This window comes from Leifsonia poae, from assembly GCF_050632865.1.
In the GTDB taxonomy this organism is placed as follows: Bacteria; Actinomycetota; Actinomycetes; order Actinomycetales; family Microbacteriaceae; genus Leifsonia; species Leifsonia poae_B.
On record NZ_JBODSA010000003.1, the window covers coordinates 1288817 to 1314097 of the forward strand.

A 25281-nucleotide genomic window follows, 5' to 3' on the forward strand; every position below is an offset into this window, starting at 1 on the left:
GGTCGTCAGGCGGCGACGACCGCCTCCTCCTCCGCAGGCGTCGCCGCGACCGTGTCGTCGGCCGCGCGGCGGCGGCGGACGGTCAGGAGGTGGCTCACGCCGATCAGGCCGAGTCCGACCGTCGCCCAGAGGGCGAGACGCAGTCCGTCGAAACCGAAGGCCTGGCCGGGGAAGTACGTGAGCGCCCGGACGGCGTCGAGCCAGGCAGCGCCGTTCCAGAACGTATTGAGCCCGGCGAAGAACCACGGCATCAGGTTCTGCGGGAAGATGCCGCCGCTGCTGGTCACGTTGAGCATCACGAACAGGAGCGTCAACGCGGGCGTCGTCCACCGTCCGATCAGGGGATGCAGCCCCACGCCGATCGTGACGATGCCGAACACGTAGAGCGACGCGAGCAGCCAGATGCTCCACTCGTTGCCGTTCAGCACGTGGAAGATCGGACCGGCGACCACCGCGCAGAGCCCGGCGACGAGGAGGGAGGCGGCGGTCGACACCGCGATGCGCCACCCGATCGCGAGCTTCGCGGTGACGGCCGCGATGGCGATCGCGCTCGAATAGCCGCCGACACTCAGCGCCACCATGAGGAAGAAGAGCCCCTGCCCGGTGCCGTCGTCCGCCGGGACCGGCCGCACGTCGTCGATCGTGACCGGCAGGTGCTGCACCTGCGTCTGCACATCCTGCGGCAGCTCGCTCGCGGCCACGTTCGCGGCGAACGAGGTGGACAGCGCGGCGATCATCACGGATCCGACCAGGGCTGTTCCGAGCGACGAACCCAGGTTCTGGAACACCCCCTGGATGCCCCCGGCCTCGCTGAGCTGGTCGGGCCCCACCGACGACATCGTCACGTTCCCGAGCTGCGACGCGAGAAGACCGAGCGCGGCGCCGGCGATGAACATGCCCGCGCCGAACTGCCAGGTGTTGAGGTCCGGGGTCACCGCGGCGAGGAGGACGAGGCTGGCGCCGACCAGGGCGAGCTGCCCGATCCGGGCGATGCGTCGCGGCGGCATCCGCCGCGCCAGCGCCGTCCCCACGATCGAGAACAGCACCAGCGCGACGGAGAGCGGGAAGATCCGCAGCCCGGTCGTGAGCGCATCGAGGCCGAGGGTGAGCTGCAGGTAGATCGGCACGACGAAGAACAGACCGGCCGTCACGGTGTACTGCAGGCCGAGGCTGCCCACTCCGGCGCGGAGGGTGCGGATGCGCAGGAGCGCCGGATCGAGCAGCGCAGGCCGCCCGCGCGCGAGAAGGGAGCGCTGCCGCAGGAAGAACAACCAGAGCACCACCGCTCCTCCGGCCACCAGGAAGGGGACGGGGGAGAGCCCCAGCAGGGACACGTCGGTCGTCGGAAGCAGCCAGCCCCAGGTCTTCGTCTGGAGCATGCCCCAGACGATCAGGACGAGGCCGACCGCCGACAGCACCACGGACAGCACGTCGACGGAGATCTTCTCGCGCTCGCCGCTGTCACGCACCACTCGGCTGAACAGGAGCACGACGGCCATGATGACGACCTCGCCGGCGAACACGTAGCGCCAGCTCGCGTAGGTGGTGAGGAAGCCTCCGATGAGCGGGCCCACCGCGACCGCCACCCCGGAGGCGGCGCCGATCACGGCGAACGCCGTCACGCGTGCGTGCCCCGAGTAGTTGTCCGCGATGAGGGCGGCGATCGCCGGGATCACCAGGACGGCGCCGAGCCCTTCCACGATCGACCAGCCGATGAACAGCACCGCGATGTTCGGACTGATCGCCGTGGTCCCCGACCCGATCGCGTAGACGATGGATCCGATCACCAGGGCACGTCGCCTGCCCCAGATGTCGCCGAGCTTGGCGCCGAGCAGCATGAAGGCCGCCATGGTCAGCGTGTAGAACGTGATGGCCGACTGCATGGCGGCGATCGTGGTGTCCAGGTCCTTCACGACCGTCGAGATCGACACGTTCATCACCGTGCTGTCGAGGACCATCACGAACTGGGCGGCGCCCAGCACCGTCACCGCGCCCCATCGTTCAGACATCCTGTCTCCCTCCGACCCGTTCGCCCGCCGACCAGGCGGCGATCTCCGACCTTCGCGTCGCGCCCAGCTTCGCGAGGATGTGCTCGACGTGGGTCGCGACAGTCCGGGACGAGATGTGGAGGGCGTCCCCGATCTCGCGGTTGGTCGCCCCCGTGGCGACGAGCGTCGCCACCTCGCGCTCCCGCGCGCTCAGCACGGTCGTCTCCGCGCCCTCCGCCAGCCGCGCCTCCAGCGCCGCCACCCGGGAGAGCACCGCGCCCGCGCCCGATGCCTCCGCGCGGCGACGCGCCTCGGCGACGAGTGCCGCCGCCTCTGCGGGACCACGGCTGCGGCGGGCGCACTCGGCGAGGTCGAGCAGCGCCTGCGTCCCCTCCCACCAGCGGCCGAGCGCGTCCCATCCGGCGGAGGCCGAGCCCAGCAGCTCCTTCGCGCGGCTGATCCCGCGTTCGGACAGCGCCACCAGGCCCTGCGCGTGCGCGACCGCGTGCTCAGTGCCCGGGATGCCGCGCTCGCCCAGCCGCGCCCCCGCCCGCTCCACCCACTCCCGCGCTCCCGTGACGTCTCCCGCGACGATCCGGGCACGTGTCGCCGTGACGAGGAAGGGGAACAGGTACGCGGCGTCGGCGACGCGCGCGGACTCCCGGTAGCCCCGTTCGGAGAGCTCGATGGCGGTATCGAGCTCACCGCGCGCCAGGGCGACCTCCGCCAGCCCCCAGAGCGCGGGCGAGAGCCGCTGCAGTTCGCGCATCCGTTCGCCGATCGCCGCCGCCTCGCCGAGCAGTTCGTGGGCCGTCACCAGCTCGCCGCGGCCCAGGGCGACGTAACCGAGGACGTGGAGTGCGGTCACCTCGGTCGTGATGCCGCCGCGGCCGTCGGCACGTGCCCGCTCCGCCCGCGTCCCTGCCGTGTCGAGCTGTCCGGTCGCCCACTCGACGTGGGCGAGGTGCGCCTGGAGGTAGTGGGCGTCGTTCCATCGCTCGATCCGCGAGGCATAGGCGATGCCCTCGTGCAGCCACTCCATCCCGCGGTCGTACACCAGGAGGACGGACGCGCTCGAACCCGCCATCCGGTAGGCGCGCGCAGCCGTCGCCTCCAGCCCGAGGGATGCGGCCTCGCGTGCGGAGGAGTCCAGGAGGTCCCAGCCCTCGTCCCCGCGGCCGGCGAACACGAGGACGGCGCCGCGGGTCACATCCACCGCCAGGCGCTCCGCCACGTCTCCCTCGAGCAGCGGTCGCGCCTCCGTGGCGAAGGCGAGCGATTCGTCGAGACGCCGGTCGAGCATGGCGGCTGCCGCGAGCGCGGCGAGCAGGGCCCCGCGGGCGAGCGCGGCGTGGCCTCCCGCACCCGGGTCCAGGCGTGCGAGCGCATCCTCCAGCGTCGCCGCGCGGGACGCGTAATCGGCGCCGAGCAGATGGCGCGCGGCCACGAGCGCCGGGACGACGGTCGCCGCCTCCACCTCGTCCCCGGCCTGGCGGAACAGCTCGACCGCCCGGGCGAACTCGCGCTCCGCATCCTCGTTGGCATCGGAGGCGGCCAGCTCCGACCCGAGGAGCCGGTGGAGCTCGGCGCGCTCGGCCACGGGGGTGCCCGACGGCACGGTCCGCTCGGCACGGCGGTACAGGCCGACCGCCTCGCGGTGGGCGGACAGCGCGGAGGCCCGCTGAGCGGCGGTGCGGGCGGCGCGGTAGGCCTGGTCGGCCCGGCCGGCCCGCTCCAGATGGGCGGACCGTACCGCCTCGGACAGCCCGGGCACAGCGTCGACGACGCGCGCGTGAAGCATCCGCCGCTGCGGTGCGGACAGGTCGGCGTACACCGCGTCGCGGATCAGGGCGTGGCGGAAGTCGTAGCCCGACGCCACCGGGACCACGAAGTGGCCGCGGACCAACTCGTCGAGGGCCGCCTCCACATCCCCGCGGGTCCCGTCCTCACCCGCGACGACCGCAGACAGCGTCTCCGCGTCGAACTCGCGGCCGATGACCGCCGCCGCCGCGATCGCCGCGCGCGCGTGCGGATCGAGGGTCGAGGTCCGCGCGACCACCGCATCGCCGACCGTGTCGGGCACCGTGTCCACCCCCACCGCCACCAGCTCCTCGACGTGCAACGGGATGCCGTCGGCGGCCGCGAACAGCCGGTCCACGTCCTCCTCGGAGGGCTGCTCACCGGTGATCGACACGAGCATCGAGCGGGTGCCCTCGCGACCGAGCCGGGTCAGCAGCAACTCCTCGGCCTGCCGCTGGGCAAGCAGTTCCAGCCGCCAGGAGGTGAAGGCGGCGTCGGCCGCGGGGTCGTCGGTCCGGTGGGTCGCCACGACGAGGGACGGCAGGCGGTCGAGGGCGGCGGCGGCCCGGCGCAGCGCGTCGAGACTCAGTTGGTCGGCCCAGTGGAGGTCTTCCAGGCGCACGAGGAAAGGCGTGGCGAGCGCACGCGTCAGCGCGTCGGCGAGTTCGGCCACCAGGAGCCGGCGGCGGGCGGAATCGGTCGTCGTGGCCGACACCGCCTCCGCCACCAGTTCGTGCAGTCGCCCGGCCGTCTTGTCGTCACCCGCCGCGCGGAACCCGGCGGCCAGACCGCCCAGCAACAGACCCGGGGTATCCCGGTCGCCGGCGAACGCCTCCGCCCGCACGACCCGGCCGCCGGCACGGGTGGTCAGCTCGTCGAGCAGCCGGGACTTGCCGATCCCCGCCTCCCCGCCGAGCAGCAGGAGCCCGCCGCGCCCGGCCGCGGCGTCGTCGCGCCGCCGCACGGCGAACGTCAGCTCGTCGTCGCGGCCGACGAGAAGCGGACACACCCGGGCCGTTCCACCCGGCGGCGACGCCGCGCGCATGGCCGCAGCCTAGCCGCGCACCGGCGTTCCCGGGCCTCCCGGGATCGGCAGGATGACGGATGCCGTGCGCCGCCTCCACGGGCACAGTGGAGACAAGGAAAGGAGCCGATCATGGCACAGTTCATCGACGTCCACGACGGATTCGTCGGCGTCACCCGGGATCAACTGCAGGAGGCGCACGACGCCGACGCCGCCATCGAGGGGGAGGAGGGGGTGCACATCGAGCGGGCCTGGCTCGACCCGGTCAGCGGCAAGGTCTTCTGCCTCTCCACCGGTCCGTCGAAGGAGGCGCTGATGCGCATCCACGAGCGCGCGGGCCACCCCACCGACCAGGTCTACGAGGTCAGCATCGAGGTGTGAGGGCGGATGCGCGGCGCGGACCGGTCCACGGGATGCGGATTGGCCCGCGACGCGCCCTAGCCGCCGCCGCTACAACGGGACGATGAGGATCCTGCGCTTCCGCGCCTTCACCCGCCCCGGAGACCGGGCCTCCGGCAATCCCGCCGGGGTGGTCCTGGATGCCAACCCGCTGTCGGACCCGGAGATGCTGGCCATCGCCGCGGACCTCGGCTTCAGCGAGACCGCGTTCCTGTCGTCGATCACGCCGGACGGCGCGCGGGTGCGCTACTTCACCCCGCGGGCGGAGATCGCCTTCTGCGGACACGCGACCATCGCGTCCGGCGTCGCGCTCGCCCGCGAGGGCGCGGGCGACACCGTCTCGTTCGCGACGAACGCCGGCGTCGTCCCGGTCGCCGTCTCACCGCAGCGGGCGACGCTGACGGCGGTGGAGACCTCCGTCGCGCCCCTGGACGGCGATCTGCTCGGCGAGCTCCTGGACGCGCTCCGGTTGGACCCGACGGACCTCGACCCGCTGCTGCCTCCCGCCTTCATCCGCGGCGGCAACCCGCATCCGCTCGTCCCGGTCGCGGCCGGCGTGCTGCAGCGGCTCGATCACGACGCCGACGCCGTCCTCCGCCTGCAGGACCGCGAGGGCTGGGACGGGACCGTCCCCGTCGTCCACCGTGTCTCGGCCGACCGCTTCGCGAGCCGCAATCCCTTCCCGCGCGGCGGCATCCGCGAGGACCCGGCGACCGGCTCGGCCGCGGCCGGGCTCGGCGCGTACCTGCGCCAGGGCGGCCACGTTGCGACGCCCGCGGAGGTGACCGTCGAGCAGGGGGCGGAAACCGGGCATCCGTCGTCGATCGTCGTCAGCATCCCGTCGGAGGGCCGGATCCGGGTCACCGGCACGGCGGACGTCCTCTGAACTTGGCGGCATCCCCTCAATCGCACCGTCGACGCGGCCGGAATTGGCGGGAAACCGGCGCGCGGCGGAGCCCGGCGGGCGCTACCGTCAGGCCTCATGAGCATCATCGATGAGGCGCTGGCCGCGAACCGGACCCTGGCGGACGGCTACGATCCGGCACACAGCGGCCGACCGGCGCCGAAGATCGCGATCGTCACCTGCGCCGACCCGAGACTGAGCGGCGTCGTCCGTCTCCTGGGGCTCCCGGACGCGGATGTGGACCTCATCCGCAACGTCGGCACGGTCGCGACCAGCGATGTGGTGCGATCGCTGATCATCTCCACCCGAGTCCTCGGCACCCGGGAGATCATGATCATCAATCACAACGAGTGCGGGCTCTCCGCGTTCTCGGGAGACGAGCTGGCGGAGAGCCTGCGTCGCGAGACCGGCCGGGTGACGGTGGCGCCAGAATCCTTCTTCAGCTTCACCGACGTGGAGGACAACACGCGCCTGCAGACGCAGAAGGTCCGGTCGCACCCGTGGATCGCTGCGGACATCCCCGTCCGCGGCTTCGTCTTCGACGTGCACACCGGCCGGCTGGCCGAGGTGACGAGCGACTGAGGCGGTCGTGCCGAGCCGGCAGATGGAGGCGGTCCTCGCGACGCTGTGGGAGCGGCGGCGAGCAGAGGCCGGTCGACCGCCCCGGCCGCTCGCCGAGGTGCGCGCGGGGTTCGTCCCCGCGGATGCGCTCCACCCCATCCCGGACGATGTCCGCGTCAGCGAGGTGGATGCAGGAGGTGCGCGCGCCTTCTGGCTCGACGCACCCGGAGCAGAGGACGGCCGGGCGCTGTTGTTCCTGCACGGCGGGGGCTTCCAGCTCGGCTCCCTGGCCAGCGACGGAGAGCTCGCGGCCCGCATCGGACGGGCAGCGGGGATGTGCGTGCTCTTCCTCGAGTACCGGCTGGCGCCGGAGAACGCGTTCCCCGCAGCCCTCGACGACGTCCGCGCAGCGTGGCGGTGGCTGACCTCGGACGTGGGTCTCGCTCCCTCGTCGCTCGCCGTCGCCGGGGACTCGGCCGGCGGGGGACTGGCCGTCTCTCTCCTCGTGTCCCTCCGGGACTCGGGCGCCGACCTCCCCGCCGCCGCGGCGCTGATGTCACCGACGGTCGACCTGACGAGCTCCGGCGCCTCCATGACCGAGCGCGTCGACCAGGACCCGATCTCGACGCCCGAACTGCTCCGCTCGCTGGCCGCCGACTATCTCCAGGGCGCCGACCCGCGCGACCCGCTGGCCTCGCCGCTGTTCGCCTCCCTCGTGGGCCTCCCGCCCCTGCTCATCCAGGTGGGCACCGCCGACCTGCTGCTCAGCGACGCCGAACGCCTCGCAGCGGCAGCCGGTGACGCGGGCGTGGACGTGACGCTCGAGGTCGGCGACGGGCTTCCGCACGTGTACCAGCTGAACGCGGGAACGCCGGAGGCTGTGGACGCCACCGACCGGATCGGGGCCTTCCTGCGTGCCAGAGTGAGGGCATGACCTTCACCCGCGATCAGCTCGCCGCGTTCACCGGCGCAACGCTGCCGGATCTGATCCCGCACCCGACGCGCCTGCTGATCGTCGGTATCAACCCCGGGCTCCTCACGGTGGCGGTGCAGGCGCACTTCGCGCGCCGAGGCAACCGTTTCTACAAGGCGCTCTACCTCGGCGGGATCACCGACCACGTGATCGACGCCTCGAACGGCTTCGACCCGGCCGACGTGCGCCAGCTGGAGGAGCTGGGCATCGGGATCACGTGCATCGTGCCGGAGGCCACGGCGCGCGCCGCCGAACTCCCGCCCGCGCGGCTGAAGGAGGGAGGCGTCGCGCTGCGGGATCGGGTCGCCGACCTCCGCCCGACCGTGGTCGCCATCCTCGGGATCAGCGCCTACCGCGTCGCCTTCGACGCGCCCACGGCGACGGTCGGACGACAGGCGGACTGGGGCGCTTCGCAGGTCTGGGTCGTCCCGAATCCGAGCGGCCTCAACGCCCACTCCACGCTCGACGACCTCGCGTCGGCCTACCGCGAGGTCGCGGTGGTGGCCGGCATCCCGGTGCGTCCCGAGCTCACCCGCCGATGACCGGTTCGGGATGGAAGAACGGCAACCACACGAGGCACAGCACCACACTGGCGCACATCCCGGCTACCGGTGCCACCCAGACGTAGCGAGCCCGAACCAGACGAAGGATCCACACGGCGAGTGCAGCGAGCGGCAGCGGGAGGAACGCGCCGGCCATCGCCCAGCGGAACGCCGGACCGAGCCGGTAGAGCTCGTCCCGCCCGATAGTGTCGTCGAGGCTCAGGGCGTACGCCAAAGTGATCACCATCAGCGCGAATGCGACGACGCCGTGCAGCAGGAGGAGCAGTACGGCCACCACCACCGGGCGCCACTGCCGAAGCGGCGCGTCCCCGGCATCCATCCCCACGCTCCGACGCTAGGAGCGGCCGGCATCCCGGTGCGTCCCTCCAACGGATGACCCGCGTGCGACGTCAGTCGCCCTCGCTCGCCGCCGTCGGGATCACCAGCGTGCGGTCGACGATTGCGGCCGCCACCGTGGTCAGACCCAGCTGGTTGCGACGCGCGTAGGCCCGGATCACGGAGAACGCGTCGTCGATGCTGACCTTGTGGAGCTGGGCGACGACGCCCTTGGCCTGCTCGATCACGATGCGGCTGGTCAGGGCGCTCTGCAGCTGCTCGCGGATGGTCTCGCTCTCGTGAAGGGTCCGCTGGTGCAGGATGCCGATGGTCGCGACGTCCGCGAACGCCTGGGCTGCCACCAGGTCGTTGTCCGGGAGCTCGCCCCGGGTGTCGCGAAGCAGGTTCAGTGTCCCGATCGTCGTTTCGCGGAGCCTCAGCGGGATGGCGGTGATGGACGCGAAGCCCTGCCCCAGTGCCTTGTCCCGGAACTGCTGCCAGCGCTTTGGAGCCGCGGCGATGTCCGGAACGGAGACGACCTCTCCCGTGGTGAAGCTCTCGATGCACGGGCCCGAGTACGCGCTCAGCTGGAAGACCTCCACCAGCCGGCTGGCCTCGCTCGTCGAGGCCAGGAGGTCGAGTTCGCCGGACTCATCCGCGAGCAGCACGCCGGAGGCGGAGACCTCGAGCAGATCGCTGCAGGTGTCCACGAGCCGCTGCATGAGGTCGACCACGTCGTAGCCCGCGACGAGGGTGTCGGCGAGGCCCGCGAAGGCCTTGAGCAGTTCGAGTTCGCGCGTCTCGTTCATCGGGCGTCGTCCTTCCCTTGCTCGTCCAGACTGAAGTCGAGGACTCCGTCGACGACGTCGCGGGAGACGTCCATCATCGAGCGACCGGTCGCGAAGGCGTGACCCTGGATGACGAGTCGCGCGTCGTCGGCGCTGATGTCCAGCTGGGCCAGGACCATCCCGCTCGCCTGGTGGACGAGCCGTCGCGAGAACGGGCTCTCGGGTTCCTCGGGGTCTTCGACGGCGGCGCGGATGAGCGCGCGGCGCAGCACCTGGCGTCCGACCAGATCCGCGAGGGAGGCGGCCTGACGGGTCTGAACGCGGGTCAACTCGAGGGCGTGCCGCGCGTAGAGGTCGACGGCGCCGATGCGGAGCGATCCGACGAGCATCGGGAAGGCGAACAACGCTCCCACGCCGTCGGCGGCGGCTGCTTCGCTGAAGACGGGCCACGTGTTGCGGGGATCGCCGCGCAGATCGGGCTCGAGCACGGGCCGCGCCGTGCGGAGGGCGTCCCAGCACGGTCCGATCCCGAGGTCGAACTGCAGTTCGTCGAGGCGCGCCGCCTGAGCGTCCGTGGCGTATACGGTCTCGGTTCCGAGCAGGTCGCCGATCGTGGAGATCGCCGTGCCCGCGATCGGGAAGAGGTCGACGAAGGGGAGGCCGAGCTGCCGGTCCGAGGGCAGATCGCCGCGGAGCTCCCGCATCGCCCGCGTGAAGCGCTCGTCCTGAGTGGCCATCATCTCGATTATGGCGGCATCCTGAGCGGACGGAGTGGAACCGTCATGCGGGGGCGACAGAAGCCCCTGATCTTCGTGCATCTCGACGCCTCCGATCCCGGCGCGCGCCGGGTCCACCCGAAACTGTGGACTGACGGGGACGGGATTTCAAGCGGGTGCGACCGACCTATCTGCGGAGCGTGTCCCGCGGGTTCTCGCCGAACTGCTCCCGGTAGGACGCGGCGAACCGCGGCACGTGCTCGAATCCCCAGCGGCGGGCGATCCCGGCGACCGTCGCGCCCTCGGCGGGATCGGAACGGAGCAGTTCGTCGCGCGCTGCCTCCAGGCGCAGCAGACGGAAGTGGTGCGTGGGCGTGCGACCCAGGAGCCGGCGGAAAGCGTCCTGCAGGCCGCGGGGCGACAGCCGTGCCGCGGCGGCGATGTCGGCGATCCGCACCGGCTCGGACAGGTGCTCCTCCATGTACGCGACGGCGCGCCGGATGGTGGATGGGAGCGCGCGGTCGCTGCGGTCCGACCCGGTGGCGCCGAGCGTCGAGTTGGGGAACGCCGTGAGCATCGCCGCGATGAGATGGCGTGCAGTCGCATCCCAGATCAGATCGTTGTGGAGCAGTTTGGGATCGGCGGCGACGTCCGTCCGTGCATGCCGTTCGATCGTCCGCCACAGCTGCTCGTGGCGTTGGTCGACCGGACGGGCCTCCGAGAACGACACCGGCGCCGCATGCGGGCCGATGACGTCGAGGGCGTAGGCGTCGATGGCGGAGCGGGCGAAGCGCACGACCCGCGCGCCGTGCGCTCCATCCCATGACGCCTCCAGACCCCCCAGCGGGAGGAGCACCAGCCCGGACACGTCGAGACGTCGGCCGCCCGCCTGGACCGCGAGGGATCCGGCGTACACGTCGCCGACGATCAGGAGGTCATCCGCTTCGGTGCGTGCACGGCCGCTTCCGCGCCAGGCGGTGCGCACGAGGGCGACTGCTTCGTCGCCCCGCTCGTCCGCCCGGACCCCGAAGCGCCCACGGTCGTCCGTCTCGATCGCGACCTTCCGGAGGGTCGCGCTCAGGCGCTCTGCGGCGTCCTCCGGGCGGTCGGCGGCCCACGTGAGGCTGTACTGCATGACCTTCGCCCCTTCCGGCCGGCAGGTCTGTTCGCGTGCCGCCGGGGTCTGGGGTGGTACGGACGATGCTAGGGCCGCACAGGCGTGGTGGAGAAGAGTTCGCGCTCGCTGCTCGGATTCACCGTGCCGCGGATGAAGATCAGCAGGATCAAGCCGGCAGCGATGACGGCGGGGTTGCCGAGGCCGCCGAGCGTCGCCGCGGCGCCCTGCGTGGGATAGAGCGTGGAGAGGAAGATCGACGGGTCCGTCGACGCGTGCAGCAGGATCGGCCAGATCAGGTTGCCCGTGACGCGCAGCGCCAGGTACATCAGGATGCCGAACGCGAACGTGTAGACGAGCTGGAACGCCGTCGCGAACAGTGATTGCCCGGTCAGCAGGTTGCCGGCGTGCAGCAGGGCGAACAGGGCGGCCGAGACGGAGGCGACGGCGATCTCCCGATAGCCGTGCTTGCGCATGAGGTTCACGACGAATCCGCGGGTCAGCGTCTCCTCGGCGAAGCCGATGCACAGTCCCGCGACCAGCCAGGCGATGACGACGCCGGCCCCGGCTTCGGCGTAGTCCACCGCCGCGAAGCGCACGACATTGAAGATCAGGACGACGGCGACGGCGATCCACATCCAGCCGCGGCCGCGGATCGGCTGGGGCCCGAACAGCTCGGTCAGCCACCCCAGCGACCAGGCGAAGACCACCAGCACCAGACCGCCGAAGGCGATCGGGATGATGGTGAAGAGCCAGACCGTGGCCGCCGGGTCGTGCGTTGTCGGGAAGAGGGGAGCGAACAGCAGCGGTACGCCCTGGTAGATCGCGAAGTAGGCGACGACGACGAGAAGCGACCGCCACCAGCCGCCCTTCTCCCAGAACCGGCGCCAGCCCGTGAACGACTCGTGTGCGGAGGTCATGCCCCAACGCTAGGGGACGCGATCCACCGGTGACTACGTAAGTGCATATCGCGGACGCTCGGCCGCGTCCTACCCTGTGGCCGAATCGCACGATGCGAAGAAGGTGTCTGCCATGACCGGTAACAAGCTCGCCGTTCTGCTGGCCTGCTTCTCGAGGACGGACGAGGCGGGGAAGGCCCGCAAGCAACTCGATTCCGAACTCCGCTCCACGGGCGCCCCGGTGCTCGACGCCGTGGTCCTCTCCGTCGACAAGCGGCACCGGGCGAAGGTCCACGACCCGGGCAGGCTCCTCGCCGGAACGCTGGTCCCCTTGGTCACCTGGGGGCTCTTCGGCCTGGTCGCCAACGGCTGGGTCGGGGTGGTCATCTGGGCTCCGCTGGGGGCGCTGTGCGGTTTCCTCAACACGTACTACAGCGTCCATCACGCCTCCAAGGCGGAGCTCGCGACGATCGGCAAGGAACTGCCGCCGGAATCCTCCGCTCTGTTGCTCTTCTCCGAGGTGGGCGACCCCGGGGACCTCCTCGCCGGCGCCGCGAAACTCTCGCCCACCACGGCCAGCGTCGTCGGTGTCGCGGACGACCTCAGCGTCGCCGGGTCGACCTGGGCCTCCGGTGCCGCGGTGCCGGAGGCGGGCCCTGTCCCTCGGGATGCGGCGGCCGCGCTGGCGAGCATGATCGTGGTGCGCTACCGCAGCCCCGGGACCGCCCGCACCATCGCCACGAAGGTGAAGTCGAACCACGCCGTGGCGACGGCGGTGCAGATCGAGCTCGTGGTCCGGACCGATCCGCGAGGGCGCAGGCACGTGGCCGATCCGACGTTCGGGGCCGCCGCCATGGTGCGGAGCAACATCGTCAGCTGGGGGCTGTTCGGGCTCGTGGTGGGAGCGATCTCCGGCGCGTTCGGCGGCGGCATCCTCCGGGTCGGCCTTCTCACGGGGATCGGCTGGGCCGTCTTCGGCATCTTCGCGGGCGCCCTCTACGGACTCTGGGCGGGGCGCAGCATCTCGGGCCGCCGCCTGCGCAGCGTCTCCTCGCTGCTTCCCGACGGGACGTCCGCGATCCTGGCGTGGACGTCCGGCCCTCCACCGGGCCCGGTCCTCGACGCACTGTCCGACATCACATCCGAGCACGCCATCGTCGCCTTCGTCCCGTCGGGATCGGGCGCCGTGGTCCGCAGCGGCGGGCTGTGAGGGAGTCCAGCGGGGTGACTATCGGAACCGCTCGTCGCGGTGCCATAGTCCGGCTGTTTCGAATTTCAAACGATCACACGAGCGATGAGAGTGAGGCGATGACATGGCTGACAAGCAGCCCAACATCGTGGTTTTCTTCTGGGACAACTTCGGCTGGGGAGAGCTCGGCTGCTACGGAGGCGGAGTGCTGCGCGGCGCGCCCACTCCACGCATCGACCAGTTCGCCTCCGAGGGGTTGAAGCTGCTCAACTTCAACGTGGAGGCGCAGTGCACCCCGTCGCGATCCTCCCTGCTGACCGGGCGCCACGCCATCCGCTCGGGCACCGGCGCCGTGTCGATCGGCCCGGACGGCCTGACCCAGTGGGAGATCACGATGGCTCGCGCCCTCTCCGACGCCGGCTACGCGACGGGCATGTGGGGCAAGTGGCATCTCGGATCCGACCCGGCGCACCGGAGCCCGATCGACTTCGGCTTCGACGAGGCCGTGTGGTCCCCCGGACGGCCGATGAAGTGTTCTGGCCGCACCAGTCCTACTTCCCGAAAGGGACGGTGACGGCGAAGCCGTACGCGGGGGACACGCAGGTGCCGATGGAGTACGAGACGATCTACTCGCGCAAGAAGGGCGAAGACCCACAACCGGTGTCCGTCTACGACAAGGACTTCCGGGCCGGATTCGACCGCAAGATCACCGAGTGGGCGATCGACTTCATGCGGCGCTCGAATGACGACGGCAAGCCGTTCTTCATGTACTTGCCGTACACGCAGACGCACATCCCGATCGCGCCGGACCCGGAGTACGCGGGCAAGACGAAGCGCGGGAACTGGGCCGACGTCCTGACCCAGATGGACGACTTCACGGGCATGATCCTCGATGAGCTCGACAGCCTGGGCCTGGCAGAGGACACCATCGTCGTGTGGGCGTCCGACAACGGCGCCGACTCCACGTACCATTTCCCGCACAGCGACCCCGATCCTCTGGGCGGCGTCTGGAACGGCTTCAACGGCCCCTGGCGCGGCTCCCTGTTCACCTCGCTGGAGGGATCGAACCGCACACCCTGCATGATCCGGTGGCCCGGGCACATCCCAGCCGGGCGCGTCAGCAACGAGATGGTGCACGAGGTGGACCTCTTCACCACCCTGGTGACGGCCGGGGGCGGCACGGTGCCCACCGACCGCCTGGTGGACGGGATGCTGATGACCGACTTCCTCCTCGGCGACGCGGAGGAATCCGGGCGCGAAACGGTGCTGTGCATCAACGGCACCCGACTGCAGGCCGTCAAGTGGCACCAGTGGAAGGCGCACCTGTTCCAGCAGGACGACTTCTACTCCACCTGGACGGCGTACAGCATCCCGCACATCTTCAACCTCGAATGGGATCCACGCGAAGAGAACCAAGTCGACTTCGCGCACTTCTGGGTCACCCACGTGATGGCGGCGGCGGTCGGAGCGTTCCTGAAGTCGCTGGTGATGGAACCGCCGATCAAACCGGGCACTCCGGATCCGTACACACCGCCCAAGCCCGGTGAGCTGCTGCCGCAGGAGCATCTGCAGATCGGGCCGATCATCCAATACGTCACGACGCTGCATCAAGCCAACCCGCCGCAGATGGACGTCAAGGACCACCAGCCCGACCATGGCCTGAGCCACCACGCGGGGGCGTGAGTGTCATGCTCGAGCAGGTAGTGGCCGCGTCGACGATCAACGTCGGCGGATGGAAATGGACAGGGGACTTCACTTCCCTCGATCTGATCGCCGCGTCCACCAACGCCCTCAACGGCGCCCTGCTCGCCCGGCGCCCCGATCACTACAAGAACTTCACGGTGATCGGGGTGCTCGGGATGGCGCTGCTGATGGGCCTCGGCGGCGGGATCACGCGCGACATCATCGTCAACCAGGTGCCCGGCGCGCTCAGCAACCCTGCGTACATCACGCTCGCGCTCATCTTCGGCATCATCGGGTACCTGATCGCCTACGGCCAGGGGCAGCTGTTCCGTGAGGGCATCTTCCAGTTCTTCACCTCGTTCTCCTTGCCGCTCTACGCGATCGTCGGGGCGCAGAAGGGGGAGTCGGTCGGGCTGCCGATCCTGGGCGTCCTCGCGCTCGCCGTGATCGGCCCGACAGCCGGGCGCTGGTACGTGGATGTGTCGAGCGGCGTGACGCCGAAGCACTTCATCCAGGGGGAGTGGTTCGTCAGCATCGCGGCCCTCACCGGCATCGTCTGGATCATCTGCACCGCGCTGGGCTTGAACACCTGGTGGGCGGCGGGGATCTCCTTCGTGATCGGGTACGTGCTGCGCATGATGGCGCTCTACTTCGGCTGGGAGGAGCCGTTGGCCAAGGAGCCCGCAGGCGTCTACAAGCACAGCGACGGCCGGCCGCTGCTCGGCCGGAAGATCGCCGGCAAGTCGGAACGGGAGCTGCGCGACCTCGGCCTGCTGGTCTAAGCCGACGGCCCCAAGGCCGGGCGAGGGGCCTGAACGCCGAGCCGGCTCGGAAGGACAGGACACGAGATGTCGAACAGCACTCTCAACACCCTGATCATCGCGTTCGGAATGCTGTTCGTCGTGACGAACAGCCTGGCTCTGGGCATGCGCGTCCACGTCGGCCAGGTGCTGGTCCACTTCGCGAAGAACTGGCGGTTCGCCGTGGTGGTCCTCCTGATCAACTTCGTGGTGCTGCCCATCCTGGTCGTCGGCTTCGCCGCGCTGGTGGACATCCCGCCCGACATCAAGATCGGATACTGCATCGTCGCTTTCGCCGCGGGGGCTCCTTTCGCCCCGCTGCTCACCGGCCTCGCGAAGGGCGACGTGGCGACGTCGACGACGTTGTTCGTCGCCCTCGTCGTCGGCACCGTCATCGTGGTGCCGCTCGCCCTGCCGGTCACGGTGCGTGCGATCGTCCCGAGTGCCGCCGACGTCTCCGCCTGGGCCGTCGCGTGGCCTCTGCTGGCCTTCTTGGCCGCACCCTTGGCCCTCGGCTGCGTCATCCGCCTGCGCTACCCGCGCATATCCGTGGGGGCGGCGAAGTGGCTGCAATGGTTCTCCATCGCGGCGCTGCTGCTGTACGTGAACGTCTTCATCGTCGGCTACCTTCAGCTCTTCGGCCAGGCGTGGGGCTCCGGCGCCTACATCGCGGCGTTCGCCGTGCCCATCCTCGGGATCCTGTTGGGCAGCCTCCTGTCGCGTCGGGACAGGAGGCGGCGGCACGCCGGCATCATCACCACCGCACAGCGCAGTGTCGGCGGCGCCATCGTCGTGACGGTGTTCGCGTACACCCAGCCGCTGGCGAACGTGTCGGTGACCATCATCAACACGGTCGGCATCCTCATCCTGCTCGTCTTCAGCCTGGAATGGGGGCGCGCTGCGACGGGAGCCCTCGCGAAGGCGCCCGCCGCAGAGCCGGGCAGCCCGCAGCGGAAGCCGGCCTGACGCGGGTCACCGGTCGCCTGGTCCCTTCCCCTTCCCGGGTGACGCCGCTCCTCGCGCCATCCCGATGCCCTGGCTGTCGGCCACCAGGGCGTCGGCGCGCTGAGAGAGCGGATAGGCGGCGGCGACGGCGTCGTCGAGCAGGGCGAGCTGCCGACGGAGTGCCGGCCGCCGCCGCTCGGGAAGGTCGTCCAGGAGGGCGTCGAGCATCGCGCGCAGCCGGCGCGCGATCTGATACTGCCCGGTGCCGAACTGGCGGATCTCATCCAGTGCCAGCTCGACCAGGTCGTCCCAGGTCGGCGTCGGGTACACGAGGCGGAGGGTGCCCGACCGGTCGGCGACGGCACCCGCGGACAGGTGCTTGGCGGCGGCGTACCGCAGCAGGTCCTCGATCCGGTCGATCGACTGGACCGCCGTCGTCGGGTCGTTCACGGCAGGCGACAGCGCCTTGATCGCGATGTCGACGAGCACCCGGAACGCGAAGGCGGGGTCGAAGTCGATGGTGCGCTCGTCGTCCAGAATCACGCAACGCCGCAGTCGCGCCTCCGGAAGCTTCGTCGGGCCGTAGACGTCGAGCAGCGGGGCGTTCGCCGGGATGTGATCGCCGACCGCGCGCCGCATCCGGATCAGCGCCCCGCGTTGGTGGGCGAGCGCCACCAGCGCGTCCTGGTCGAGCGTTGCCAGGACCGCGCCGACGTCACCCGAGTACAGCGTCTGGACCGGCGCGTCCTGGGGCTCGACGGTCGTTCCTTCGGACTCGGCGCCAGGCCGTGTGGACGGGTACACCGTGTCGAATACCTGCCGCGCCGCCGAGTCCACGCCCTGGACCACCTTGGCGACGCGCAGGCCGTTCTGCGTACGGGCGATGAGAAGGAGGAACATGAGGACGCTGAGCAGCGCGAGCACGGTGGCCGCGATCACCGATCGGGTCGGCGGGGGCGCCCCGCTGGACGTGTCGATCTGCGCGGTCGTGACCAGGGCGAAGAGGAAGGTCGCGATGAAGGTGCTCAGCGCGAGGTTCAACGTGCGGTCGCTGTTGAACCAGCGCACCAGCCGCGGCGAGAACTCGCTCGTGCCGAACTGGACGATGAGGAGCACGACCGAGGTCACGAAGCCGGTGAAGGCCAGCATCCCACTGGTGAGGGCCGACATCGCCGACTGGGCGCTGGCCGCGTCGATGTGCAGCCCGAGGGTCGTCGGCGCCGTCGCATCCCAGCGGACCAGCGTGAAGGAGGCGACCAGCGCCACGATCGCGTACAGCGTGGGGAAGAAGAGCGCGCTGACGAACAGGCGTCGCGCCAGCCGCCGGACCCTGATGTTGCCTGGGATGTTCACGCCGCAGAAGTTACTCGCCACGAGCCTCTGTGCGCGGGACAGCAGTTCGCCGTGCAAGTACTGCCTGTAGCGAGCCCCGACCGGCCTGCCATCATGTCACCGCGAGGAAGGAGAGAACGATGTCCGACGGCGCGACCGGGTCGACCCGCACGTTCGGCTACGGCCGCGACTTCTGGCGCCTGATGGCGTTCGCCTGCGTGCTCGGAGTGTTCGGGGGCGCGTTCTCCCTGATCCTGCTCGGCGTCCTCCATCTCGGCGAGTTCTGGTACCACTACTCGAGCCCGGGCTGGCTCGGCGGGGAATGGTGGTGGATCGCCGTCACCGCGGGGGCCGGCCTGCTGGTCGGGCTGCTGCGCGCGCTCACCCGGCTCCCCGAGAAGACGCCCGGCCTGATCGCCGACATCGAGACGGCGGAGGTCGAGCCGAAACTGGTGCCGGGCATCCTGCTCGTCTCCACGGCGTCGCTCCTGGGCGGTGCCAGCCTCGGGCCGGAGAAGGCCCTCGGCTCGGTCGGCGGAGGGGCCGGCTACTGGTGGGCGAAGCGCAGCCGGTTCAGCGCAGACGACCGCGCCGCCGCCACGCTGAGCGGGATGTCCGGGGCCTACGGGGGCCTCTTCTCCAGCCCGCTGATCGTGGTGGCGATGATGCTGGAGGTGAACCGGCCGGGCGGCGAGAGGCTGAGCAAAGTGCTCGTGTCGACGGTGTTGTCCTCGAGCATCAGCTTCGGCATCTACTTCGGGGTCGCGGGCTCGATCTTCGTCGGCGCCTACGACGTTCCGAGCTACACCTATCAGGACTGGTACCTGCTCGCAGGAATCGGGATGGGGGTGTTGGCCGCCATCATCAGCGTGGTGTTCGGTCTCGTCGTCCGGGGCTGCATGGGACTGTTCGGAAGGCTGCGCATCCCCATGATCGTGAAGTCGGTGATCGGCGGCGTGATCTTCGGCACCATCGGGGTGCTCCTCCCGCTGACGATGTTCACCGGCACCGACCAGCTCGACGTCATCCTGAAGGACGGCTCGTCGCTCGGTCTCGGACTGGTCGCCCTGCTGATGGTCGCGAAGATGGTGACGATGGGCGTGGGCCTCGGCACGGGTTTCGTGGGCGGACCGATCCTGCCGGCCCTCTTCATCGGAGGCTCGGCGGGCGTGGCGCTGCACCTCGCCATCCCCGCTATCCCGCTGGGTCTCGCCTTCGCGGGCATGCTCGCCTCCGTGGTCGGCGGCTTCGTGTCGGCCCCGTTCGCGATGGTCCTCTTCGTCGCCCTGACGACGCAGCTCGGAGCGCTGAACACCGCACCGGTGCTGCTCGCCGTGATCACGGCGTTCCTCGTGGTGCAGATCGTCATCCACCTGCGGACGCGGCGGCGCTCGCCGCAGCCGGCCTAGAGGCGATCGACGCTCGCACGCTGGCCCAGCGGCAATAGCACCGAATCGCGTTCGAGTGAACGGTCTATCCCTCACGCCGCGCGCGGGTACGTTTCCCGTCGTCAACGCGCAGCGGGCCGCTGCGCTCGGAGGGCGCGCACCGCGCCGGAAACGGAGCCGTAGATGAACGACGAGACCGCCAACGACCTCCAGCCGCTCTCCGCGGACGAACTCGCGGCCGAGGGCGTCACGCCTCTGCCGGACAAGGAGGTGGCCTCCATCCTCGATTTGAACGCCGACCTCAACCTCGGGCTCGGCCTGGTCGCGCCGGTCGACCTCGGCGTCGCCGCGAACGCGAACGTCGCCGCCCCGATCGAGGCGTCCGCGGGCGCCAACGTCCTCTCGGCCGGATCGACCGCCGTCGCGGGCGCCGACCAGTCGGCGGCCATCCAGCAGGGCATCGACGCCGACGCCGTGGCCAACTCCCACCAGGTCAGCGACATGGCGCCCGCCGCCGACACGACCTCGGCGCCGGCCCCGAGCGCCGGGGCGGCCGTGCCGGGTTCGATCACCGACGGCAGCCTCCTCAACGTGGACATCAACGCTGCTGCCGATGCCCACATCGCGGCACCGATCAACGGTGCCGTCGCGGCGAACGCGAACGTCGCGGCGCCGATCGACGCGAGCGTGGCGGCGAACATCGGCTCCATCGACAGTCAGGCCGCCGCCGTCTCCCACCAGGATGCGATCATCAACCAGAACATCACCGGTTCGGCGGATGCCACGGCGGGCCAGGAGTCGTCCATCGGCGAGGCGTCGGCCCCGGCCGGCGACGCGCCGGCCCAGACGCCGACGCAGCCGTAACCGAGGGTGACCGTCACACCGGACTCCCCTGCCGCAGCGGGGGAGGCACAACAGCCTGTCGGCCCCGCCGGACCGGCGCGGCTCTCCGAGGTCCCGGTCCGCGCATCGGGCGTCGAGCTCATCGGCGCGATGCGCGGCTCCGGGTACCGGGAGCCGCCCTCGCTTGCGCGACGCGGCGACGGGCAGACGCTCCAGCTGACTCCACTGCTGTTCGCCGTCCTGGACGAGGTGGATGGGCGGAGCGACCTGCGCGCGATCGCCGACCGCGTCACCGCGCGGACCGGCAGACTGGTGCGTCCGGAGGACGTCGCACAGTTGATCGACGCCTCCCTGAGGCCGCTCGGTCTGCTGACGCGCGCCGACGGCACAGAACCGGAGGTGAAACGGTCGAACCCGCTTCTCGGGTTGCGGTTCCGCAAGGAGATCGCCGACCCGGCGGTCACCCGACGCGTGACCACGCCGTTCTCGCGGCTGTTCCATCCGCTCGTCGTCATCCCGGTGGTCGCGCTGTTCGTCGCCGCGTGCTGGTGGCTTCTGATGGTGGAGGGACTGGCCGCGGCCACCTACCACGCGTTCCAGGACCCCGGCGTCCTCCTTCTCGTGGTCGCCGTGACCGTGCTCTCGGCCGCCTTCCACGAGTTCGGCCACGCGGCCGCCGCCCGGTACGGCGGTGCCACGCCGGGCCGGATGGGCGCCGGTCTCTACCTGTTCTGGCCGGCGTTCTTCACCGACGTGACGGACTCCTACCGGCTGGGACGCGCCGGGCGCGTGCGGACCGACCTCGGCGGGCTGTACTTCAACGCCATCGTCGCCGTCGTCATCGTCGGGATCTGGTGGGCGACCCGGTGGGATGCGCTCCTGTTGGTCGTCCTCACCCAACTGCTGCAGATGGTCCATCAACTGCTGCCGATGGTGCGTTTCGACGGGTACCACGTGCTCGCGGACATCACCGGGGTCCCGGACCTGTTCCAGCACATCAAGCCGACGCTCCTCGGCCTGCTGCCGTGGCGGTGGGGGCGGGCCGAGTCGCGGACGCTGCGGCCGTGGGTGCGCGCGGTCGTCTGCGTCTGGGTGCTCGTCGTGGTCCCGCTCCTGCTGTTCTCGCTCGTCATGATGGTGCTCACCCTTCCGCGGGTCATCGCCACCGCGGCCGTGGCGATCGCCGAGCGGGCCCAGCTGCTGACCGGTGCGTTCGGGCGGGGCGACGTCGGCGCCGGGATGGCCCAGGTCGTGCTCATGGCGGCCGTCGCACTTCCCGTCCTCGGGACCCTGTACATCCTCTTCCGACTCTCCCGCTCCGGTCTGACGCGACTCTGGACCGGGACGCGCGGGCGGCCGGCCCGCCGCGCCGCCGCGGGAGCGCTCGTGCTCGCCATGGTCGGCGGCCTGGCGTTCGCCTGGTGGCCGTCTCCGCAGGCGTACCGCCCGATCCAGTCGTACGAGCGCGGGACGATCTCCGACATCCTGACCCCCGCCTCCCGATCGGAGCGGATCTCCGCCGGCTCGACGGGTGAGCTGCAGACCATCTGGCCCGCAGGCGCGGCCCGCCCGACCGCGGACCATCCGCAGCTCGCGACCGTGCTCATCCCCCGGGACGGGAAGTCGCCGTCCTGGGTGTTCCCCTTCAACAAGCCGGCGCCGCCGAAACCCGGCGACAACCAGGCGCTCGCGGTCAACACCACGGACGGCTCGGTGCTCTACGACGTCGCCTTCGCTCTGGTCTGGGTGACCGGAGGCCAATCCGCCCTGAACACCAACTCGGCGTACGCCTTCGCCGACTGCGCGAGTTGCACCACCGTCGCGGTGGGGTTCCAAGTCGTGCTGATCGTCGGCCAATCCGACGTGATCATCCCGCAGAACCTCGCCGTCGCCGCGAACTCCGGCTGCGTGGACTGCGTGACGGCGGCCGTCGCCCATCAGCTCGTTCTGACGCTCGCCGCCGCACCGGACGCGCAGACGCTCGCCAAGCTGAACGCGCTCTGGGCCGAGATCATGGCCTACTCGAAGACGATCGAGGGTCAAGCGCTCTCGGATGTGCAGGCGAAGCTCCTGGCGTTCGAGCAGCAACTCAAGGAGATCGTCGGTCAGGATCCGTCTGCAACGCCCGTCGGAGGCTCGCCGGCAGCGCCGGATCCGACGGCCACTCCGCAGCCGACGTCAACGGGTCAGCCACGGCCAGAGGACGGCTCGACGCCGGGGCCGACGGCCACACCGCTGCCCGCGCCCATCCAGACGACGGCACCGACGGCTGCACCGACTCCCGAGCCTTCGACCCAGCCGACCGAGACGCCGACTCCGATCCCGACTCCGTAGGGGTGGCCCGCGTCACGCCGCCGGACGCAACCTCTCGACGAGCTCGCCCCGGCCGTGGACGCCGACCTTGGTGAACACCGACTTCAGGTGGTCCTGCACGGTGAAGGACGAGATGTAGAGTCGACGGCCGATCTCCGCGGTCGACAGGCCGAGGATCACCTGGCGGCATACCTCCCGCTCCCGGGGCGTCAGTCCGTAGGCCGCCTGCAGCAGCGTCCCCAGGTCGTCGGCCGCGGCGGGGGAGAGGAGCACGGCGACCTGGTCTTCCTCCGCGCCCACCAGCGGACTCGCCTCGAGCACCGCCCAGCGTGCGCGGCCGTCCCGGACGCGGGTGCGGAAGACGTGCGATGGCGACGACCGTGCCCCGATCCACATCAGGTGCAGCAGCAGCTCGAACCGTTCGGGGGCGATGTCGTCGAAGCGCTGCCGCCACTCCTGGACGCCCGGCGTCGCGGTCCGCACCTCGCCCGTCCCCCCGAGCACCACGATCGCGGGGACCGTCCCAGCCAGCAGCGACGACGCCTCGGACCGCACCGCGAGCCGGGCTGCGGAGGCGATGGCCGGGGCGACGGCGGTCAGGAACTCGACCTCCCGCTCGTCGAAGTCGTGACCGGACCGCACCATCCCGGCCGCTCCCCAGGACACCCCGTCGACGGTGAACAGCGTCCGCACCTCCTGGTCGAGCCCGAGCGGGCGCCACACGGTCCGCGCCCGGACACTGGCGTCCCGTTCGGCGGCGGACAACTCCGACAGCCGCGCCGACACCCGGCCCGACCGCGACAGGCCGGCGAAGGTGTGTGGCTCCGCCTGCCGGTATTCGGCGTCCGCCAGCAGCGGCTCGTATTCCGGCGGGATGCGGTCCTCGCCGCTGATCATCGTGCTGATCACGAGGGTGTCGGGATCGAGCGCCGCCCAGCACATCAACTCCGCGCCGACCGACCGCCCGACGACCGCGATGGCATGCTCGTACAGCTCGCTGAGGCCGTTGCCGTCGCCGGCGAGGGACAGGATCTCCTGACGTGCGTGGTGGGCGCGTTCCTCCCACATACCTTCAGTATGCGAGCCGTTTCGCCGGGCGAGAATCCCAGATTCACGGGATGGGTCCGGGTCGGCGGTCGTTCTAGCATCCTGAGCGTCGGGAGGAGGCGATCATGACCGTCGTGGTCTGGATCTTCGCGTTGCTCACCGCCGCCATCCACATCATGGTGTTCGTCTGGGAGGCGTTCCTGATCGGACGGCCGGCGATCCACCAGGGGATCTTCGGCGTGCCCACCGAGGACGTCGCGGCCGTGCGCCTGTGGGCCTTCGGCGTCGGGTTCTACAACCTGTTCCTCGGGTGCGGCCTGATCATCGGCGTCGTCGCCTGGTGGATGGGCGACGTCATCGTCGGCCGCACCCTGGTGACCTACCTCTGCTGGTTGCTGTTCCTCGCCGGCGTCGTGCTGTTCGTCGCCGACCGGATGGGTCTCAGCCGAGAACGCGGCAAGGGCGTCGGTGGGGCGATCGGCCAGGCGGGGCCGCCGCTGGTCGCGCTGATCGCGCTGGCGTTCGTCTGAGGCGTCCGAGACCCGGCCCGACGCGTAACCTGCTCCGGGTCCGCCCCCGCCCCCGGCAGACTGTCATCCATGCAACTCGCCGACGCCTTTCCGCCCTTCGGTCTGATCATCCGGTCCGGTCCGATCGTGCTGCGCCCGATCACCGACGATGTCCTGCCGCCCCTGATCGAGGTGGCGGCCGCCGGCGTGCACGATCCGGCGCTCATGCCCTTCTACTATCCGTGGACCGACGCGTCGCCAGACCGGCTGCCCGTGAAGTTCGCGCAGCATCACTGGCGGACGCGCGCCGGCTGGTCCCAGGATGCGTGGACCCTGGAGTTCGCGGTCGAGTACGAGGGCGTGATCGTCGGATGCCAGGGTTTCAGCACGCGGGACTACCTGGTCACTCGCACGGGCGAGACGGGCTCGTGGCTCGGACGCGCGCACCACGGGCGCGGCATCGGCACGCGGATGCGCCAGGCCATCTGCGCGTTCGTCTTCGACGAGCTCGAGGCCGACGAGATCACCTCGGGCGCCTTCACGGACAACCCGGCGTCTATCGGTGTGAGCCGCAAAGTCGGCTATCGGGACAACGGCACGACGCGCCTCGCGCGCCGCGGGGAACCGGCCGTGAATCAGCGCCTGGTCCTCACACGGGATGACTTCGTGCGGGGCGAGCCGATCGCGGTATCCGGCGCCGACGCGTTCCGTCGTTTCATCGGGTTGGTTTGAGGCCCGCAGGTGCCGTCGCTCACACGTCCCGCGCGAACAGGTCCGCCCACGTCTCGCGCCGGATGACCGCCCGGGCCTCCCGGTCGCGGGCGAAGACCACGGGCGGCCGGCGGTACCCGTTGTAGTTGTTCGCCATGGTGTGCGTGTACGCGCCGGTGGCCGGGACGGCGAGGAGGTCGCCGACCCGTGCGGGCGGGAGCCGGAGCGGGTCGATGAGCACGTCGCCCGACTCGCAGTGGCGTCCGACGACAACCACTTCCTCGGCGTCATCCTCGTGGAGCCGGCCGGCGAGGATCGCTTCGTAGCGCTGCTGGAAGAGGGCGGCCTCCAGGTTGTCGCCCATGCCGCCGTCGACGGCGACGAAGTTGCGGGCGTCGCGTTTCACCGTGGTGACCGTGTAGAGGGTGAAGGCCGAGCCGTTCACCATGCTGCGGCCCGGCTCGATGATGATCTCCG

At 70.7% G+C, this 25281-nt stretch carries 25 protein-coding genes; 15 read left to right on the forward strand and 10 right to left on the reverse strand.

Translation table 11 applies throughout. The features are described 5' to 3' along the window. Positions 1-5: 5 nt before the first annotated feature. Entirely contained in the window at positions 6-2009 is a 2004-nt protein-coding gene (locus ACRAWB_RS16690) for an MFS transporter (protein ID WP_431354348.1), read from the reverse strand. Beyond that, entirely contained in the window at positions 2002-4833 is a 2832-nt protein-coding gene (locus ACRAWB_RS16695) for an ATP-binding protein (protein WP_431354349.1), read from the reverse strand. Before ACRAWB_RS16695 ends, ACRAWB_RS16690 begins: the two co-directional genes overlap by 8 nt. Positions 4834-4944: 111 nt before the next feature. On the opposite strand from ACRAWB_RS16695, the gene ACRAWB_RS16700 reads away from it, so the two are divergent. The 5 genes from ACRAWB_RS16700 to ACRAWB_RS16720 all read left to right on the forward strand — a co-directional run bounded on the left by ACRAWB_RS16700 (position 4945) and on the right by ACRAWB_RS16720 (position 8191). Beyond that, a complete protein-coding gene (locus ACRAWB_RS16700) occupies positions 4945-5193 on the forward strand; it encodes an SCO4226 family nickel-binding protein (protein WP_363805629.1) in 249 nt (82 codons plus the stop codon). An 82-nt stretch (positions 5194-5275) separates the two neighbouring features. Further along, positions 5276-6097: a PhzF family phenazine biosynthesis protein gene (locus ACRAWB_RS16705; protein ID WP_431354350.1), complete on the forward strand. Its 822-nt coding sequence runs from the start codon at positions 5276-5278 to the stop codon at positions 6095-6097. A 96-nt stretch (positions 6098-6193) separates the two neighbouring features. Next, a complete protein-coding gene (locus tag ACRAWB_RS16710) occupies positions 6194-6697 on the forward strand; it encodes a beta-class carbonic anhydrase (protein WP_431354351.1) in 504 nt (167 codons plus the stop codon). A gap of 7 nt (positions 6698-6704) precedes the next feature. Further along, the gene (locus ACRAWB_RS16715; RefSeq protein WP_431354352.1) at positions 6705-7610 is read left to right on the forward strand and encodes an alpha/beta hydrolase; all 906 of its coding nucleotides are present in this window, start codon (positions 6705-6707) and stop codon (positions 7608-7610) included. Next, positions 7607-8191, forward strand: a complete 585-nt coding sequence (locus ACRAWB_RS16720) for a mismatch-specific DNA-glycosylase (protein ID WP_431354353.1) — start codon at positions 7607-7609, stop codon at positions 8189-8191. The genes ACRAWB_RS16715 and ACRAWB_RS16720 overlap by 4 nt, the downstream gene beginning before the upstream one ends. On the opposite strand, the gene ACRAWB_RS16725 is transcribed toward ACRAWB_RS16720, so the two are convergent. The 5 genes from ACRAWB_RS16725 to ACRAWB_RS16745 all read right to left on the reverse strand — a co-directional run bounded on the left by ACRAWB_RS16725 (position 8178) and on the right by ACRAWB_RS16745 (position 12065). Further along, positions 8178-8537, reverse strand: a complete 360-nt coding sequence (locus ACRAWB_RS16725) for a hypothetical protein (RefSeq protein ID WP_431354354.1) — start codon at positions 8535-8537, stop codon at positions 8178-8180. The two genes, ACRAWB_RS16720 and ACRAWB_RS16725, sit on opposite strands and share 14 nt — an antisense overlap. 64 nt (positions 8538-8601) lie before the next feature. Then, on the reverse strand, positions 8602-9336 hold the full coding sequence (locus tag ACRAWB_RS16730; RefSeq protein WP_431354355.1) for a GAF and ANTAR domain-containing protein: 735 nt from the start codon (positions 9334-9336) through the stop codon (positions 8602-8604). Next, a complete protein-coding gene (locus ACRAWB_RS16735; protein WP_431354356.1) occupies positions 9333-10052 on the reverse strand; it encodes a GAF and ANTAR domain-containing protein in 720 nt (239 codons plus the stop codon). The genes ACRAWB_RS16730 and ACRAWB_RS16735 overlap by 4 nt, the downstream gene beginning before the upstream one ends. 166 nt (positions 10053-10218) lie before the next feature. Next, the gene (locus tag ACRAWB_RS16740) at positions 10219-11166 is read right to left on the reverse strand and encodes a helix-turn-helix domain-containing protein (RefSeq protein ID WP_431354357.1); all 948 of its coding nucleotides are present in this window, start codon (positions 11164-11166) and stop codon (positions 10219-10221) included. Positions 11167-11234: 68 nt separating this feature from the next. After that, complete coding sequence (locus tag ACRAWB_RS16745; RefSeq protein WP_431354358.1) at positions 11235-12065, reverse strand: CPBP family glutamic-type intramembrane protease; 831 nt, start codon at positions 12063-12065, stop codon at positions 11235-11237. A 112-nt stretch (positions 12066-12177) separates the two neighbouring features. Between ACRAWB_RS16745 and ACRAWB_RS16750 the strand changes: the two genes are divergently transcribed. From ACRAWB_RS16750 to ACRAWB_RS16770, 5 genes are all read left to right on the forward strand, one after another. Next, positions 12178-13254, forward strand: a complete 1077-nt coding sequence (locus ACRAWB_RS16750) for a hypothetical protein (protein ID WP_431354359.1) — start codon at positions 12178-12180, stop codon at positions 13252-13254. Positions 13255-13357: 103 nt separating this feature from the next. Continuing rightward, on the forward strand, positions 13358-13807 hold the full coding sequence (locus ACRAWB_RS16755; RefSeq protein ID WP_431354360.1) for a sulfatase-like hydrolase/transferase: 450 nt from the start codon (positions 13358-13360) through the stop codon (positions 13805-13807). Then, on the forward strand, positions 13804-14916 hold the full coding sequence (locus ACRAWB_RS16760) for a sulfatase-like hydrolase/transferase (protein ID WP_431354361.1): 1113 nt from the start codon (positions 13804-13806) through the stop codon (positions 14914-14916). Before ACRAWB_RS16755 ends, ACRAWB_RS16760 begins: the two co-directional genes overlap by 4 nt. Positions 14917-14921: 5 nt before the next feature. After that, positions 14922-15698, forward strand: coding sequence for a trimeric intracellular cation channel family protein (locus tag ACRAWB_RS16765; RefSeq protein ID WP_431354362.1), 777 nt, complete (start codon positions 14922-14924; stop codon positions 15696-15698). A 66-nt stretch (positions 15699-15764) separates the two neighbouring features. Continuing rightward, the gene (locus ACRAWB_RS16770; protein WP_431354363.1) at positions 15765-16682 is read left to right on the forward strand and encodes a hypothetical protein; all 918 of its coding nucleotides are present in this window, start codon (positions 15765-15767) and stop codon (positions 16680-16682) included. A 6-nt stretch (positions 16683-16688) separates the two neighbouring features. On the opposite strand, the gene ACRAWB_RS16775 is transcribed toward ACRAWB_RS16770, so the two are convergent. Further along, on the reverse strand, positions 16689-18014 hold the full coding sequence (locus tag ACRAWB_RS16775) for a DUF2254 domain-containing protein (protein WP_431354364.1): 1326 nt from the start codon (positions 18012-18014) through the stop codon (positions 16689-16691). 119 nt (positions 18015-18133) lie between these two features. Between ACRAWB_RS16775 and ACRAWB_RS16780 the strand changes: the two genes are divergently transcribed. The 3 genes from ACRAWB_RS16780 to ACRAWB_RS16790 all read left to right on the forward strand — a co-directional run bounded on the left by ACRAWB_RS16780 (position 18134) and on the right by ACRAWB_RS16790 (position 22558). Next, a complete protein-coding gene (locus tag ACRAWB_RS16780) occupies positions 18134-19402 on the forward strand; it encodes a chloride channel protein (RefSeq protein ID WP_431354365.1) in 1269 nt (422 codons plus the stop codon). Between the two features lie 162 nt (positions 19403-19564). Then, complete coding sequence (locus tag ACRAWB_RS16785) at positions 19565-20245, forward strand: peptidoglycan-binding protein (protein ID WP_431354366.1); 681 nt, start codon at positions 19565-19567, stop codon at positions 20243-20245. A gap of 6 nt (positions 20246-20251) precedes the next feature. Next, entirely contained in the window at positions 20252-22558 is a 2307-nt protein-coding gene (locus ACRAWB_RS16790; protein ID WP_431354367.1) for a hypothetical protein, read from the forward strand. 12 nt (positions 22559-22570) lie between these two features. On the opposite strand, the gene ACRAWB_RS16795 is transcribed toward ACRAWB_RS16790, so the two are convergent. Next, entirely contained in the window at positions 22571-23605 is a 1035-nt protein-coding gene (locus ACRAWB_RS16795) for a helix-turn-helix transcriptional regulator (protein ID WP_431354368.1), read from the reverse strand. A gap of 104 nt (positions 23606-23709) precedes the next feature. Here ACRAWB_RS16795 and ACRAWB_RS16800 point away from each other — a divergent pair, with 104 nt between their 5' ends. After that, positions 23710-24114 (forward strand): DUF1304 domain-containing protein, encoded by a 405-nt coding sequence (locus ACRAWB_RS16800; protein WP_431354369.1) that lies wholly within the window; start codon positions 23710-23712, stop codon positions 24112-24114. A gap of 69 nt (positions 24115-24183) precedes the next feature. After that, positions 24184-24825, forward strand: a complete 642-nt coding sequence (locus ACRAWB_RS16805) for a GNAT family N-acetyltransferase (protein WP_431354370.1) — start codon at positions 24184-24186, stop codon at positions 24823-24825. A 19-nt stretch (positions 24826-24844) separates the two neighbouring features. On the opposite strand, the gene ACRAWB_RS16810 is transcribed toward ACRAWB_RS16805, so the two are convergent. Next, entirely contained in the window at positions 24845-25252 is a 408-nt protein-coding gene (locus ACRAWB_RS16810) for a diaminopimelate decarboxylase family protein (protein WP_431354371.1), read from the reverse strand. Positions 25253-25281: the final 29 nt, after the last annotated feature.